Annotated in this window: 11 protein-coding genes; 6 read left to right on the forward strand and 5 right to left on the reverse strand. The window is 48.8% G+C overall.

The annotated features are described in order from the left end of the window. Window positions 1-4: 4 nt before the first annotated feature. From AC0YNW_RS29030 to AC0YNW_RS29040, 3 genes are all read right to left on the reverse strand, one after another. Window positions 5-1,051: an NAD(P)/FAD-dependent oxidoreductase gene (locus AC0YNW_RS29030; RefSeq protein ID WP_475834786.1), complete on the reverse strand. Its 1,047-nt coding sequence runs from the start codon at window positions 1,049-1,051 to the stop codon at window positions 5-7. Then, window positions 1,052-2,020, reverse strand: coding sequence for an ABC transporter substrate-binding protein (locus tag AC0YNW_RS29035; RefSeq protein ID WP_475834787.1), 969 nt, complete (start codon window positions 2,018-2,020; stop codon window positions 1,052-1,054). It abuts the gene before it with no gap. Window positions 2,021-2,118: 98 nt separating this feature from the next. Continuing rightward, window positions 2,119-3,723, reverse strand: a complete 1,605-nt coding sequence (locus tag AC0YNW_RS29040; RefSeq protein ID WP_475834788.1) for an AraC family transcriptional regulator — start codon at window positions 3,721-3,723, stop codon at window positions 2,119-2,121. Window positions 3,724-4,150: 427 nt separating this feature from the next. Here AC0YNW_RS29040 and AC0YNW_RS29045 point away from each other — a divergent pair, with 427 nt between their 5' ends. From AC0YNW_RS29045 to AC0YNW_RS29055, 3 genes are all read left to right on the forward strand, one after another. Then, window positions 4,151-4,864 carry an ABC transporter ATP-binding protein gene (locus AC0YNW_RS29045; protein WP_475834789.1) on the forward strand — a complete coding sequence of 238 codons (714 nt, stop codon included), beginning with the start codon at window positions 4,151-4,153 and terminating at the stop codon, window positions 4,862-4,864. Then, complete coding sequence (locus tag AC0YNW_RS29050) at window positions 4,861-6,222, forward strand: ABC transporter permease (RefSeq protein WP_475834790.1); 1,362 nt, start codon at window positions 4,861-4,863, stop codon at window positions 6,220-6,222. Before AC0YNW_RS29045 ends, AC0YNW_RS29050 begins: the two co-directional genes overlap by 4 nt. Before the next feature lie 139 nt (window positions 6,223-6,361). Further along, window positions 6,362-7,444, forward strand: a complete 1,083-nt coding sequence (locus AC0YNW_RS29055) for an efflux RND transporter periplasmic adaptor subunit (protein ID WP_475834791.1) — start codon at window positions 6,362-6,364, stop codon at window positions 7,442-7,444. A 75-nt stretch (window positions 7,445-7,519) separates the two neighbouring features. On the opposite strand, the gene AC0YNW_RS29060 is transcribed toward AC0YNW_RS29055, so the two are convergent. Together AC0YNW_RS29060 and AC0YNW_RS29065 are read right to left on the reverse strand one after the other, a co-directional pair. Next, entirely contained in the window at window positions 7,520-8,446 is a 927-nt protein-coding gene (locus AC0YNW_RS29060; RefSeq protein WP_475834792.1) for an ABC transporter substrate-binding protein, read from the reverse strand. Window positions 8,447-8,579: 133 nt separating this feature from the next. Beyond that, entirely contained in the window at window positions 8,580-10,196 is a 1,617-nt protein-coding gene (locus tag AC0YNW_RS29065; protein WP_475834793.1) for an AraC family transcriptional regulator, read from the reverse strand. 247 nt (window positions 10,197-10,443) lie between these two features. Between AC0YNW_RS29065 and AC0YNW_RS29070 the strand changes: the two genes are divergently transcribed. The 3 genes from AC0YNW_RS29070 to AC0YNW_RS29080 all read left to right on the forward strand — a co-directional run bounded on the left by AC0YNW_RS29070 (window position 10,444) and on the right by AC0YNW_RS29080 (window position 17,075). Beyond that, window positions 10,444-11,262, forward strand: a complete 819-nt coding sequence (locus AC0YNW_RS29070) for a MerR family transcriptional regulator (RefSeq protein WP_475834794.1) — start codon at window positions 10,444-10,446, stop codon at window positions 11,260-11,262. A gap of 21 nt (window positions 11,263-11,283) precedes the next feature. Next, entirely contained in the window at window positions 11,284-12,459 is a 1,176-nt protein-coding gene (locus AC0YNW_RS29075) for an MFS transporter (protein ID WP_387470624.1), read from the forward strand. Between the two features lie 299 nt (window positions 12,460-12,758). After that, window positions 12,759-17,075 (forward strand): S-layer homology domain-containing protein, encoded by a 4,317-nt coding sequence (locus tag AC0YNW_RS29080; RefSeq protein ID WP_475834795.1) that lies wholly within the window; start codon window positions 12,759-12,761, stop codon window positions 17,073-17,075. Window positions 17,076-17,104: the final 29 nt, after the last annotated feature.

Genomic DNA, 17,104 nt, shown 5'->3' on the forward strand with positions numbered 1-17,104 from the left:
ACTATCATCTATGTGCAGTTAGACCTTTATTCTTTTGCTGTAACGCGTCATTTTTTTCAGCAAAGCGGTCATTGTGCGAAGAAACGCCAGCCATCTTTGATGCTGTAGGATCAAGGTATAATTTGGCGCTATTTACAGTGAGGACAGCATCGTTATAGGCGCCTGCAATCAGTCTTATTTTCCCGTCATTCGTAACACAATCTCCTGCGCCAAAGATGCCTGGCATGCTTGTGCCCATTTTGGGTGTAACGGAAATGCCCCATTCCTCAGAGGCTAAGCCCCAATCCATAATGGCACCGCCAAAGTGTCGGTCAAATCCGTGATTGACAAGCACTTCATCTACTTCAATTTTGGTCGTTTCCTTTGAATCAACATGCTGTAAGGTGACATGTTCGATTTTATTACCGTTGCCATGTAAACGAGAAATCGTATAAGGAACAAAGGTGGTTGCGATAGACTTCATGCGCGTGACAGACGATTCAAAGGCACTAAAGTCATCCCGTCTATGAACGACGTACACTTCTTTGGCGATAGGAGCCATCTCAATAGCCCAATCTACAGCTGAGTCGCCTCCGCCAGAAATGAGTACACGTTTATCTTTAAACTTATTAATGTTCGTTACCGTATAGTGAAGGTTGTTGAGTTCATAACGGTCAGCGCCTTCAACCGTTAGTTTCTGAATGCGTGTAATGCCGCGTCCTGTAGCTATAATAATCGTTTTCGTATAATGTTTTTCGCCTGTTCTAGCGGTTAAGACGAAAATGCCGTCATCGCGTTTTTCCATGCCAACAACTTCTTGACCAAATACGATAGTTGGATTGAATGTCATCGCTTGCTTGATTGAGGAGTGAATAATATCTTCACAGCGAACAGGCTCAATGCCGCCGACATCCCAAACTAATTTCTCAGGATAGGTGCGCATAAACCCGCCTAATTCATGTTTGACTTCGATTATTTTTGTTTTCATTTCACGCATGCCGCTGTAAAAGGCAGCATACATGCCAGCTGGGCCGCCACCGATAATAATGACATCAAAGATTTCTTGTTCCATTTAGGGCACCAACTTTTCAACTAAATAATCAAGGAATAGCGGAGAGCCAACTAAACCTTCACCTACAACGTAATCTGCTGTTTTTAATGGGTAGACATTGCCTGCTTTCACAGCATCCATGGCTTGCCACATCGGACTATTCTCTAAATCTTTCATGGATTGTTCACTGCTATAGTTTTGCATTTGACGTTGTTCGACAAAAATATGGTCGGCGTCAAGCTCAGGTAAAACTTCTAAGGAAATGGGCGTGAACCAATCATTATGATCTTTCAACTTAGTTGGAATATTTAATCCAAGTTGAGTGTATAGCATGTCACTGCCAGGGCTGCCCTTTTCGGTGCCTAGCACACGATATTGCTTTTGTTCTACACGTATTACGAGAATTTTTTCGTCACCTATAGCATTGTGCAGTTTCTCTTTGGTGTCTTCTATTTTTTCTCTAAAATTCTCGAGAGCAAGTTTAGCTTCTTTCTCTTTATCGAACAGTTTACCAAGCACTGGAACGAAATCCTGTATGGCAACGCCGGCATCAACAGCAACAGTAGGGGCAATTTTACTTAAACCCTCGTAGGCTACAGCATCGATAGCTGGGCCTTCAGCAATAATGACATCTGGCGCTGCTTCAAGAATAACTTCAAAATTCTCCTCATATTGCTTAGTCGGAATGATCTTAACATTGTTGTCATTAAATAATTTAAAGCGATACTCAGGTTCAATTTCTTCAATGATTGTCACCATTTGAGGAATTACGCCGATTTTAATTAAGTTTTCAGCATAGTTAGAACGAAGGACTAACATATTTTTAGGTTCGGCAGGGATCGTGACCTCACCGTAGGCATCTTTTACAACACGCGTTGCAAGCTCACTTTTTTCTTTTGCCTCATTTCCGCTTTCTTTGTTAGTGCTTGAGCAAGCAACTAATGTTAAAGCCACTAACATAATCAGTATATATTGCGTCGTTTTTTGCATGAATGACAGCTCCTTATTATTTGATAATGATTATCACTATCAGATAATAACAGGTAATGCGGGTGCCTGCTATAGCGTAAAGTGCCTTAAAAATTGGATTATTGTGCTTTGGGGCCAACACGATCTAAAATCGATTGTTCAATCTGTTGCATCATTTTCCTTTTGCCAAACACACTGCAATTGTTAATCCATAAACCCGTATCCACATAAAAAACACGCTTATTTTTCACAGCATTCAAATTTGCCCACTGCTCACTTTTTTGTAAAGCAGCTAAGCTAAGGTCGGCAGAATAATAATCCATTATGCGTTTTTCAATAAACAAATAAGCAGGATTGGCTTCCGCTAATTGTTGCAGGGAACATATGTTGAAACTATTATCATTTCCGCGCAATATTTCAGGCATTTGCAAGCCGAGTTCCTGATATAACAGGATAGCCGAGTCGCTAGAAGATTCACCAATATAGCGGTAACCGAGCTCCTCCACACGCAAGTAAAGTACAGTAGCATCCTTTGCAATATGATGCTGTATTTTATTTTTTAGAACATCTGCATGAGTCTTAAGTTCGTGAATGATTTGTGCAGCTTCATTCTCTTTATTAAACAATTGCCCAAAATAACGAATGAGTGAATTTAAATCATAAGTCAGCCCAGTGATAACAGGGGCGATCGTTTGGAAATGTTGTTTTGTCTCTTCTGTTAAGTCGACGCCGATAATTAAATCGGGCCGTTGTTGTACAATTATGTCTTGTTGAATCACATATTGAGGCATTTCTAAAAGGGTTGTGCCAACTTCATGAAAAAGAATCTTCTGATACTTGGGAGTCAGGGAACTAGTCACAGTAACACAATGAGGTACAACACCTAATGCAATCGCAATTTCTGCGTGTGCAGGTGAGAGAAAGCAAATACGATATTCACCAACGGTCTTTTTGAATTGCTTAGGCGGGCGGCCAACAATGTGCTTGAACTGCCGACTAAAGTATTGCACATCATCAAAACCAACTTTTTTGGCGATATTTTGTGATAAATCATCTGTTGTTAATAGCATTTCTTGTGCGCGGAAAATACGATAATGAATTAAATAAGCTATCGGCGTTTTATCATATAACTCAATGAACTTTCTCGAATAGTACCATGGGCTATATCCAGCGATAGCTGCCAGTTCATCTCTTGTTATCATTTGGTTATATTTCTGTTGCATATAGATAAGAGTATGTTCAATTCTTTGTTCCAGTGTGAATTCATCTGTTGGTCGCTCTTGCTGTAATTCTTTCAACAAGCTGTATAAAATAAACTGTTTAATGGTGATGTGGGGATGGTCTGTGTTTGTAACGAGCGATAGGCGAATATTTGCGATGAACGTTTCAGGCACTCGTTGAATGTAGTAACCATTCGTGGTACCGATAGACCAATCACAGGTTGATTTCATTTCTGTATCATACAGCTCAAAGCTAATTAAATAGCCTGAACAATCAAGACGGTTTGTATGTGTAAGCTGGATAACCGCACCGCTTTCAAGGGCAATTAAATGTCCAAATACAATATGCTCATTGTGCCCATTAATGGATAGAGTGGTCTGGCCATCCGTAATCAATAAGAGAGCCGCACGATCAAGATGTATCGTTAATTTTTGAAATAATGATTTGGCTAAATCTTTTATTTCTGTGCAATGTGCCAGCCAATTAGGATTAGAATCAAGCATTTATTACTCCTTTAGTTTGTTGTGATAAAAGTATACTACGGAAAGTCACAGCAAACGGCATAAATCGACAAGTTCAAAATGTAGAAAAGAAGGAAATAAAGCCTCCCTGTGATTGTAGTGCACCCCTTATAGTATATATTGGAAAAAACCGGTGTTTAACCGATGAAACTATAGGGGGGCTTTTTGTCGGTCCGCGGGATGCTTTTTCTGGTAAAATAGGCGTAGCAACTGGACTGGCATATTGCGGAAATTTTTTTCGTATAAACGCAGGGGCTGACGCCGGATGTATCGTCTATTTATTGAGATATAAGCCTTGTATAAGCTTCACTCTTATACAAGGCTTATATTTCTACGCGAAACGTAGTTGCCGTTCAAAGGCGGCGTTAGCCGATTACGCTAGAGAGATTCATATAAAGGAGTGGAGAACTTGCTTCGTGTAGAGGGCTTGTCCCATGCTTTCAAGAATGGCAGCGAGACCACGCTTGTTCTGCAGAACATCAGTTTTCACGTCCGCAAGGGCGAGATGATTGCGCTGCTGGGCAGCTCGGGCTCAGGAAAGTCGACCCTGCTCAATCTGATGGCGGGGCTGATGAAGCCGACCGAAGGCGAAATTTACATCGCCGATCATAACATTGTCAAGATGAACGAAAACAAGCTGGCCGAGTTCCGCCGCAGGCATATCGGCTTTATATTTCAAGCTTATGAGCTGCTGCCGAACTTGACGGTGCGTGAAAATATCGAGATGCCGCTTGTTTTTCATTCTACCCGCCCCTCCGTCCGCAAGCAAAAGGCGCTGCAGTTGCTCGAGCAGGTCGGTATCCCGGACAAGGCCGAGATGTTCCCGTCCCAGCTGTCGGGCGGACAGCAGCAGCGGGTCAGCATCGCCCGGTCGCTGATTACCGAGCCTTCGGTTATCTTCGCTGATGAGCCGACCGGGAACCTGGATACGAAAACGGAGGAAGAAATTTTGACGATCCTCAAGCGGCTTAACCAGACGATGAACACCACCTTCATTATTGTCACGCATGAGCGCGAGGTGGCGCAGCAAACGCAGAAGATCATAACGCTGCGGGACGGACAGCTCGAGACGTCAATGCCGGCTGGCGAGGCCCAAGCGGAAGCAGAGGAGGTACAAGCTTGAGAATCAGCGATCTGACAAGGCTGTCTTGGGATCAGGTGCGGCGGCGCAAGGTCGTGACCATGCTGTGCGCAGCTGGCTTGTCCATCGGCTGTGCCGCCATTATATTGGCGATGAGCATCGGCGAATCGACGCAGCAGATTGTCGAATCCGAGCTGAACAGCTTTCTGAAAATGGATGAGATCACGGTCATGCCCAATTCCGGCGCCTTGCCGGGCCAGAGCGACCCCGATCAGGTCAGCGATGAGGCGAAAAACCGCGGGCTGCTGACGGATCAGAAGCTCGAGGTTATGCGCAATATGAAGCATGTGACGGCTGTTGCGCCCTATCAGACATTTGATTATTTGGAAATGACGACAGCGGACGGCAAGAAGGGCTACTCCGAGGTGGTCGCTACTGATCTGACCCGGCTGGAGAACTTCGGCGAGACCTTTGCGCAGGGCAAGGCCGACGGCGTCGATACAAATTCAGTAGTGCTCAGTTATGGGGCCACGATGGGCTTGATGGACGAGGAGACCAGAGGCAAGCTGTATGAAGCGATGGAACGATCAGCCAATGATCGAAGCGCACAGGAGCAATACCGCAATATGATGGTCATACCGACGGCCGTGTACCAGACTCAGATTCAGCTGTTGAAGTATGACGAAAATGGAAAGCTGCTTACGAGCGCTCCCTTACAGGTAGTAGGCGTGCTGAAGAAGCCCAAGAGCCTCAGTGATACCTCCATCGCCCAGGACCGCAAGATTTACATCTCGATTGAAACGGCCGAGCAGCTGCGCAAGGAGCTGATACCTGCTTCGGTCCAGAACAGCACAACTACATACAACTCGGTTAAGGTGAAGGTGGACGCGGAGCAAAACGTAAAGAAGGTCGAGGAGCAGCTACAGCGGCTTACCGTGTCGACGCAGTCGAATCTGCTGCAGAAGGAGCAGCTGGAAGAGCAATTCGCCGTGTTCAAGGCGATTGCGATCGGTGCGGGCGTCTTTATTTTGATTATCGCCTCGATCTCTATTATTGTCGCTATGACGATGTCAACTTACCAGCGCCGCCGGCAGATCGGCATTATGAAGGTGCTGGGAGCCAATTTGTCCCAGATTCGCAATATGTTTATTGTGGAAGCAGCCCTGCTAGGGTTGCTGGGAGGGCTGCTAGGCATTATGTTTTCCTACTGGATTGTATGGGGAATCAACGCGCTCATTCTGTCATTGAACAACGGGGAGACGGACATATCGATTTTTATTCCGTATACAGCCATTCCGGTCGGACTGGCCTTTGCGATCATGACAGGCATTATATCGGGCATCTATCCGGCGCTCAGCGCATCGCGGACCGATGCTTTAACCGCCATTAAGCGAGATTAGAGACTCGATATCCGTCCGGCACGGCATAAGATGCCCTGCCGGGACGGTGGATACAGAGGGGATACGGGCTGCACTCATAGGCTTACACAGCTTTGCAGCTGCCAATTCTAAGCGGGATGAGAGAAGGAGAGCAGGGAAAGTGAAGAAAAAAATAAAATGGATCATTATCGCCATCATTCTTGCCGGAATCAGCTTTGGGTTGTATTTCATGTCGAAGCCTGCCCCGATCGTCGACCTGGGAATGGAATCCGGTGCTATCACATTCCAGGTTACGAAAGAGACGCTTGCCCACACGATACGGGTCAAGGGGAAATCGCTGTATGAGCAGGAGACGCCGGTCTATGCTCCGTTCAGCTCCAAGGTAACGGAATGGAAGATCGAGGACGGCCAGCAGTTGGACAAAGGCGATGTGCTGTTCAGACTGGACCAAACTGAGCTGCAGAACCAGATTACACGTGAAGAGGCGGAGCTTCGCAAATCCGAGCTGGAAGCTCAGCTGCAGTCTTATATAGCGGAGCTCGATACCGAGGCGGCTGGAGTTGAAGTGACGATCGAGGACCGCAAGAAATTACTCGCCAATCGGGAGATTGTGCGGCTGACGAAGGAATTGGAGGGCGTGCGCAGCTCGATACAGCGTCAGGAGCTGCAGCAGAAAAAGCTGAAGCTGAAGGATTCCGAATTCCGCGCTTCGGCTGCGGGCATCTTCTTGTTCGATTCGGCAGCGAACAAGCCGCAAGCGCTTAGCGACAATCAATATATTGGCAAGATTGTCGATCTGAACAAGCTGCAATTTACCGCCCTCGTCGGAGAGCAGGATGTATTCCGGATCAAGCCGGACATGAATGTGAAAGTGACAATGAGTGCGATGAAGGATGTGCCGCTGACCGGGACCGTGAAGCATGTCTCCAAATTTGCCAAGACGGGAACCGATCAGGACAGCCTGAATAAAGCAGCGCAGTTTGAGGTTATCATTTCCCTTGAGCCAAGCGAGTATCTGATTGCCGGGCTTTCGCTCACTGGCGATATTGAGACCAGCCGCAAGGAAAATGTATTGGCGCTGCCGTCGATAGCCATCATGCGCGATCAGTCCTCTGCCTATGTCATGCTGGATAACGGATCGGGCCAATACGAGCGCAGAGATATCAAGACAGGCCTGGAGACGACGGATAAAACCGAGGTGATTGAAGGCTTGAAGGATGGCGATACGGTCTCCCTGCAATAAGTGCCGATTATCCCATTGATTTCAGAAGAACCTGACAGATAGCTGTCAGGTTCTTCCCTGTATACCGTCAACCGGTCATTCTGCCGAGATGGCTTGCACGATGTCGGCCAATCCCAGCTCGTTGCAAATTAAGCCGGAATATTGCCAGATACCGGATTCGACCTCGTACGTTCGACCTTCCCGGACAGCAGGGAGGCTCGTCCACAGCGAGCTTCTTTCGAGCTCCGAGGTCTGATAGCGTTCCGTCTTTATGATGAAAATGTAGTCGGCATCCAGCTCGTGCAGCTTCTCTAGGGACAAGGTATTCCACTCTTCTTGCGACGGCGTCAGACGATGAGGCTGAACGCCAACCTCGTCGAACAACAGCCTGCCGCCCTGCACATGTCCCATCGTATAAAATTCTTTCTCCGATAGCACGACAATCGCCGCCGTCTTGTTCTCGACCTTCTGCCGGATTTTCTCCTTCGCCTGTTCCACTTGTTGATCGTAGGCCTCGAGCTTCTTCGTCGCAGTCTGCTTTTTATCGAGCAGATCGGCTAGATCAAGCAACGTTTCCCGCCAGTTTTTGCCCAGATTGTCGATCACATAGGTCGGTGCAATTTTCGCGTATTGTTCGTACGCGCCTTCGGCCGCCATCCCCTTACCTACAATAATCAAGTCGGGGGACAACTCGACCAGCTTCTCCAGCGGAAGCCCGCCATCGGTCGTATCGATAATCTCCACATCCGATAGCTGGTCCTTCAAATAATTCTGTTCGACATTGCCGTATAAAATCTGGGCAATCGGCTTGATGCCGAGCACGACCATCGGATCTTCCAAATAGGGCGCAACGATACGCTGCGGATGGGCAGGTATTACGACCTGATTACCGGCGTCGTCGACGACCGTCTTTTGCCCCGATTCCTGCTTGTTATCCTTGTTGCCGCTTGCGCAAGCGCTCATAAGCGCAGCAAACGCGATTGCGCATAAAGCAACAAGGAAGAATGAACGAATACGTTCCATAAGTCCTGACTCCACTCCGTTTCAAGGTTAGTTAACGAATTCTCTCTATTGGTTTATGCCAGATAATGAGAATCATTATCAACAATAGGATACCAATCTTTTATCGAACTGTACATGAACGATTCTGATCCACTTATTTGGAGGAATCTGATAGGCGGCTTTCGATCTGCAGCAGCTGCGCCTCGGTCGAAGCGGGGTCATAACCGTAGAACATGCCTCCGTCGAACTCGTAAGCGCGGCCGTTTTTGACCGCCTTAAGCGCACGCCATTGCTCGCTCTTCTGCAGCTGGTCGGCTGTGTGCCGGCTCGCCCGGTCTTCGTGAACGATCAGAAACAGATAATCGGCGTCGTACTCGGATAGCTGCTCCTTTCCGATATATTGGTAGCCGGCTCCTGCCATAACGCCCTCTTTGACGTTTTTCGGTGGCGACATGCCGAACGACTGGTACACAATATGCCCGGCCCTGCCGTACGAATCACCAAACACCATTAGCTCGTCGGCCCACACCTCCAGAATCAGAACGGTCGCACGGGGATCCATATGGCGGGTCAAGCGTTGCTCAGTCGTATCGATCCAAGCATCGTAACGTTCCAGCCAATGACGGGCTTTCACGGCTTCACACACCAGTTCGGCCACCGTCATGAACTGCTCCCGCCAGTCCATGCTCCCGATCGGAATAGGCAGCGTAGGGGAGATCTCGCGAAGCAGCTCCAGCTGCTCCGCATCATACTGCTTATCGTGGCACAAGATGACGTCTGGGCGCGGTTCTTCTTTCAAACGGCGAATGTCACATGTATCCCAGTAAATCGGCTTGAACGTCCCGGGACGAAGCACAGTGCCATAGCGCTGACTGATCCAGGGAGTCAAGCTTCCAATCGGAGGGATATATCCGACGACAAGCAGCCCGGCCGTGTAGTTGCACGCGAGCGAGAAAATGCTTTTTGGTTTCCTCAGATATATCGTAGGCGCGGTTCCGACTTTCTGCTTGAATTTGCGGCTGAAATAAAATTCATCCTTATATCCGACTTTCCGCGCGATCTCCATCAAGCTTTCTTTCGTAGCCAGCAGCCGTTCTTTCGCTCTGGAAATACGAGTATTGGCGACAAAGTCGACATAACTGCTGCCCGTTGTTTTCCGGAACAATCTGGAGAAATGATCGGGATGCACGCCGGCCATGGATGCAAGCTTGTTCCGCGGCAGATCGTCGGCATAATGCGCGCGCACATAGGCAACAATGTCTTCCATCCTCGCATTCGGGATGCCTTCGTCTGAATGACAGCTAGCGATCATGTCCAACAATTCGTAAAACAAGGACTGCACCTTGAAAGAACTTCCCTTTACCTCTGAAGCTTCTTTGCAGCTATGGATATACATATCGTAAGCGACCCGGAATGATTTGCCGGGATCGGAGAGCGTCAATTCGCGTTTTTCCCACGCCAAAACAGGGTTGTCGCCTTGTTCGGCTATTCCTGCCTTGCCCATGGGCAATCGGATAATATCAAATAAAATTCGATACAGATATACGGACTGCCGCGATGCCGGCTGGACTGCGATTTCTTCACCCGGTTTGCACCAGTAAAGCTTCCGCGGACCGAGGGCTGCGGTATCGTGACCAATCGTGATTTGCCCCTTGCCGCTTAATATCAGAATCAGCGAATACCGCTCGGAGCAGAACGAAATAGGCAGTTCATGGTCATTCTCCAGTCGGTCCATTCCCGTCAAATGATAACAATACGAGTTTATTTGCATGATAGGGCTCCTGACGATTTTATTGTTCACATAATTAATAATGATAATCATTATTAATAGGGGTGTCCACTAGTTCCTGTTTGTGTCTTCAGCTCCGATTACCTTTTTGTCCGCTAAAAGACAGCTTGGCCATAGCTAGTGCTACAATCGGTATGAGAAAACTTTTTTGAATAAATCGCACATCCTTGACTTTCCCCTGCAGGGGAAACTATATACTGGCCTTATGTTATAGATTGGAGTTGATATTTTGTTTAAAATCAGTGAATTTTCCAGGCTAAGCAGGATCTCCTTAAAAACATTGCGCTATTATGACCAGATCGGCATATTAAAGCCGAGAAAGGTGGATCACGATACTGGCTATCGTTACTATTCCGCAGATCAGCTACTGGAGCTCAACCGAATCTTGATGTATAAGGAATTGGGCTTCACATTGCCGCAAATTACGCAGCTGCTCCAGGAAGAAATCACTTTGGAGAATATTCAAGGGATGTTTAAGCTGAAAAGAAGCGAAATCCAGCAAATCATCGACACGGAACAAGCCAAGCTCGCCAGGATTGAGGAGCGTATGCAGCTTATCGAAAAAGAGGGGCAGGTCGAAAGCGGACAAGAAGTCAGATTCAAATCAGAAGGCGCCAGGCTGTTTCTTTTTCAGAAGGCATGCGGGAGAGAAGAGGACATTCCAAATTTGTTCTATAAGTTTAACCAGTTACTAACAAAGGAGCTTCGCCAATTGACTGAAGGCCCGCAGGTGGTGTTGTGGAAAGAAATAGACGGAAAAGAAGATGAGTTTGAGTTTGAAGTCGGATATTTTTTAACCTGTGATCCGCTATTATTGCCAGACTCCTTTCAAATGCGGACCCTTCCTCCTGAGCCGATGATGGCTACATTGGCTTTTCATTCAAACTCTCACTTTGCTGGTACGGCCTGTGTTTATTTAGCTACTTGGATAGAAAAAAATAACTATCAGATCAAGGAAAATGAATATAGCAGGGAAATCTATTTGCCATTATCTCCAGAGCAAGATGCGCAATTCATGGAAATACAAATTCCAATTATAAATAGATAACCGGAGAAGGAGTCGGGGGAATTGAAAAATAAATGGATCATCTATGTTCTGGCGCTGGCTGTTTTTCTGATCGGAACCATTGAATACATTATTACGGGAGTCATAGAAATGATCGCTTTGGACCTAGGAGTTTCGACTTCCGAAGCGGGGTTAATGGTGACGGTGTTCGCTCTCTCAGCGGCTATTATCGCTCCAATATTAATCGCATTAACGATTAATGCAGATCGCAAGAAGCTGCTGATGACCACCCTTAGTGTGTTTATTGCGAGCAACGGACTTATGCTTGCAGATCTTGCTTATGAAACCGTACTATGGGTACGGATTATTCAAGGGGCTAGCGGAGGAATGACTACCGTAGTAGCCATGGCAGTAGCGACACGACTTGTTGAAAAAGAAAAAAGGGGCAATGCCATCGGTATGATATTGATGGGGCTTAGCAGCTCGCTAGTGCTTGGTGTTCCCATTGGCACGTTTTTTAGTGAGCTGTTTGGATGGAGAGTCCTATTTATTTTAATTGGTATATTAAGCGTTCTTCCTTTACTTATCATCTATAAAAAGGTTCCGGCAATCAAAGAAGAAGAAAAGGTTACCCTTAGAATGCAACTCTCTATGTTAAGGAATTCAACCATTCTGATCGCCTTGGCCATTACTTTATTTTATGTCGGCGGCTATTCTACACTGTTCACTTATATTACGCCTTACTTGCAAGCGACCTCCTCTCTTTCGATAACCGAAATTAGCGGTGTTCTATTCCTGGCGGGAATTTGCAGCTTTGTCGGATCAAGAGTCGGCGGACAATTGGCAGATGCAAAGGGATCGAAATTCACCATTTGTCTCGGGCTCCTATTGCAAGGGGCGACTCTTCTTTTATTCGCTCTAGCGGGTGTGAATCTCTTTGTATTAATCTTGGTTATCATGATTTTTATGTTAGCAACGTGGAGCATTTCCCCTGCCCAGCAACTCTATCTGGTTACTCTGGCGCCTCGGAATCCGGACATTGCCCTTAGCGTAAATACCTCATTCATCCAATTTGGATTTGCGCTGGGATCTGGATTAGGCGGGCTTGTCATCACTCGTTCGTCTGTCCTGTATTTGAATTGGCTGGGTTTTGCCGCTGTAAGCATAGCTTTACTTCTTGCCATCTTGCTGTTTAAAAAAAGCAGCAGCAGGGCCGGAGCTCTTATTGTCACAAAATAAATTCACAACCAGTCCCGATGAACGATTTGTTCATTGGGATTTTCATTTTTAAGAAACCATCGGCTCCAGCAATAGATTGCGGCTTTGCCCAATTACATTTTAAGGATGACCTGCCGATTTCAAGCTGTGAAAGTGGAGTGAAGAGGGGAAATGTCCACATTTGTATATCGAATGTAAACATAAGTATATCGATGCTTGAATGCCACCCTACTTATAATGAAGTTGCTGCAGCTAATAAGCATGAAAGGCAATGCGACAAGCTTGATTCATTCGTGCAAGTACAACGGGGAGGTATTATAGTGCGTTTACGGCATGGGATTATTTTTCTAACACTTTTTGTTACCGCTTTCATAATGATTGCCGCTCCTTCGGAGAGGTCCAGCGCCGCAACAGGGAATTTGGCTTTAGGGAAGATGGCTTATTCGTCGTCGAATGAAGTGGATTTTTTTGGGCCGGAGAAAGCGGTCGACGGCGGCAACCAGAATGCAAGCCGCTGGTCATCGGAAAGAACGGACGACCAGTGGTTCTACGTTGATCTGGGCGAGCCTGTAGAAATCGGAAGAGTAATCATCAACTGGCAGACTCCGGCGGAACAATATCAAGTTCTCGTGTCTGACGATGCGGTAACCTGGAGGAACGTATTCGCGGACAACCGCGTGCTCGTCGCCCGCGGACCAGCCCTTGATACGATCGATTTCGAGCCGACACTGGCGCAATACGTCAAGTTCAAAGGAGTGACGCGACGTCCTATTGAGGGTATCTATTACGGATACTCCTTCTGGGAATTCGAGGTATACAAAGGCAGACCGCAGTTGCAGCCAATCATGGAGGAGGCCAAAAAGGGCATCGTCGTCTCCGAAGGTGACACTCAGTTGAACCTGCCTTCTGTACCGGATGGTTATACGCTGTCGCTGGTGAACACAGACAGCTTGCCGGTGATCGACGCGCAGGGCAATATTCATGCGCCGCTTGTCGATACTCAAGTTCAGCTGCTGCTGCAAATCCAGAGTGACAGCGATCCGGCATATCTCCTAACGGATAATGCGCTTGTCACTGTGCCAGGTCTCTATAAGCAGACGAGCGACCGGAATCCGGAGCCGCGCGTCATTCCATCTTTGCGAGAGTGGCTGGGCGCAACTGGTGAATTCCGCTTGACGAACAAATCCAAAATCGTCATTCGTGAGGAGGATGAGGCGGTTCTGCGGGGGACGGCCGACATTTTGCAGCAGGACCTGTTAGATTTAACGAAGCTGCCGCTGACAGTAACAGTTGGCTCTCCTGGGGCAGGAGATATCTACTTGGCGTTGGATGACGCGCAAGCGGGACTCGGGACTGAGGGGTATGAGCTGAATATCGGCGAGTATGCTACTGTCGCTGCTTCCGATCAGACAGGAGTCATGTTCGGCACGAGAACGATCTTGCAGCTGCTTGGCCACGCTGCCGATCATAAATCGATGCCCAAGGGGCAATCGCGCGACTATCCAAAATATCCAGACCGAGGCTTCATGCTCGATGTAGCTCGCAAGTTCTATACGATCGAGTTCCTGCAGGACTATGTCAAGCTGATGTCCTACTATAAGATGAACCGGTTTCAGATTCACTTAAACGATGATGTCGGCGATGTCGGCTACTTCCGTCTGGAGAGCGAGAAATTCCCGGGCATTACGAGCAAGGACGGCTTCTACACGAAGCAGCAATTCAGAGAGCTGCAGCTGCTTGGGATGGAATACGGCGTAAACGTCGTACCGGAGATCGATACGCCGGGCCATTCTGGCGCGTTCATCGCCTACGATTCCCGGCTGGGCAGCAACAATCAGCTGGATATCAATCGTCCAGAGACGATCGACTTCATCAAGGAGCTCTTTGACGAATATTTGGATGGCAGCAATCCGACCTTCGTCGGCCCGGACGTACACGTAGGCACGGATGAATATTTCGGTGATGACAAGGAGGCGTTCCGCAGGTACGCGGACATGCTCCTTAACCACATTAACAGCAAAGGCAAACGCGCCCGTCTGTGGGGCAGCCTGTCTGCATACGACGGTACGACGCCGGTCAGCAGCAATGCGACAATGGACATCTGGTATGAGCCTTACGGAAGCGCTCAGCAGGCCGTTGAGCTCGGCTACGACATTATCAACACTAACACGAATTTGCTCTATATCGTTCCGCAGCTGTACCGCAACTATCTAAATTACGATTTCATCTACAACGAATGGGAGCCTAATGATTGGCTGGAGACAAAGCTTCCATATGCGCACCCACAGGTGAAAGGCGGCATGTTCGCGCTCTGGAACGATGTGTCCGTAGAGAAGGGCGTCTCCATGGCGGACTCGCATCAGCGCATCTTGCCTTCCATGCAAGCGTTGGCGGAGAAGCTGTGGAGAGGCAATCGAATTGACCGGAACTTCGAAAGCTTCCAGGCGGATGCCGCCGGATACGCTGACCCGCCGGGTGTTCATCTGTCGCACAAGCTTCAAGTCGGCAATGATCGCCATATCGTGCTGGATTATACCTTCGACGAAGGCTTCGCGGATCGTTCGGGCAACGGCTTTGACGGCAACGCGGTGAATGCAAGCACGGAGAAGGGAATCTTCGGGCAAGCAGTGAGGCTGAAAGGCGGGGCCAGCTATGTGGAAACGCCGCTTCGCACGCTCGGGTTCGGATGGACGATGTCCATGTGGATCAAGCCGGATGCTGACAATCCGCAGGGGGCCGTGCTGCTGGAGTCCCCGGATGGAGGGCTGAAATACAACATCGGGGGCAGCGGCAAAATTGCCATCACAAAAGAAAATTACGTCAGTGAATTTAATTACAAGCTGCCGACCGACCGCTGGACGCATGTGATTATGACCGGCGACGACACGGGGACGTCCATCTTCATTAACGGCAGCGAGTATACGGCTACGCTAAAAGACGGCTCCAAGCTGGAAACGTTCGTTTTTCCGGTCGCCAAAATCGGCAGTTCAACGAACGCCTTCAAAGGCTTGATTGACGAATTTGTCGTAAGAAACACCTACATCGACTTGCATGGGAATCTGGCCTTGCATAAGCAAGCAGAATCCTCGCAGCCGGAATCCTCTTCCTACACGGCGGACAAAGCGGTGGACGGCAGAGGGGATACCAGATGGTCCAGCGATTGGGTGGACGATACCTGGTTCATGGTGGATCTGGGTGAAGTGAAGAACATCGATGCCGTATCGATTTTGTGGCAAGCGGCTTACGGTTCGAAATACCGCATTCTCGTGTCCGAGGACAAAGAGAAGTGGACGAACGTTGTGAAGGACAACAACGGCGAGATTAACGGCAAGCCGGGACGTGTCGTGACCACCTTCCAGAGTACGCCGGCCAGATACGTGAAGTTCGAAGGCGTGTCCAGGGCCACCATATTCGGCTATTCCTTTGAGGAATTTGAAGTGTACGGCGAGGAATATAAGCTCGGCAATATACGGCCGATTATCGACCTGTTGACGGCTATCGAGGGCGATAAGCTCGTAGAGGGCAACTACTCACCAGAGGGCTGGGCACAGCTTCAGCAAGCGATGGGCCAAGCGATTGCGGCTATTCAGACCGCACAGCTGTCACGCCCTGAAGCCGAGCAGGCATATGCCGGGCTGAGCGTTGCACGCGATCGTCTAACGATCGAAGACGTGATGGGCCTGATTGAGCTGAATGTGAACGGAAGCATAGCCTCCAATCTCTATCTTCCGCAGAAAGGACAGCTGGGCACGCGCATCGTATGGAGCAGCTCGAAGCCCGACTATCTGAATGCCAACGGACAGTTGTTGAAGCGTCCGTCAGGCGGGGCAGGCGACATGGAGGTTGTGCTGACCGCGACGATCAGCAAGGGAGAAGCTTCGGCAGAGAAAACGTTCAAGATCAAAATCAAAGCGCTGTCCAGCTCTGGCGGCGGTGGATGGGTTCCGACTCCAGTAACTCCAGATCCGGAAGAAGGCCAAAACGGCGGTTCGAATTCGGGAGGTGGAGATCCAGGCAATGGCAATGGTAATGAAAACGGCAGCGGCAATGGCGGGGAGTCTGGAGGATCGACAACGGTCCGGCTGAATGATATTGCGAGCCACTGGGCAGAAGCGTCGATCAAGCGGGCCGCCGAGCTTGGATTCGTGGCGGGCTATACGGACGGGTCGTTCAAGCCGGATAAGACGGTCAGCAGGGACGAATTCGTCGTCATGCTGGTCAAAGTGTTGAAGCTGCAAGGAGGGGACAGCTCACTCGACTTTATGGACGCAGACTCGATTCAAGCTTGGGCGAAGCCGTATATTGCACAAGGTTTGGAATTCGGCCTGATTAGCGGCTATGCGGATGGGACCTTCCGTCCGAAGGCTTCAATCAGCCGCGCGGAGCTGGCAGCGATGATCGTTCGCGGGTTGGGCCTCACGCCTATGGAAGGTTCGGAGCTTTCATACACGGACGCAGACCAAATTCCGGCTTGGGCGAATCCGTATGTGGCAGCTGCACAGGAAGCGGGAGTGATGAGCGGGCGCGGGGACAACCGGTTTGCGCCGGCCGCCTCGGCGACGCGGGCTGAAGCTGTGGTCGTCATTCTGAACATGCTCGATGCGCTTGAAGAGTTGCAGGCGCAGGACCAGAACTAATTTCTTATAGAAAGAGAGAGTGAGCTAAG

It is taken from the genome of Paenibacillus sp. J31R120, from assembly GCF_056269225.1.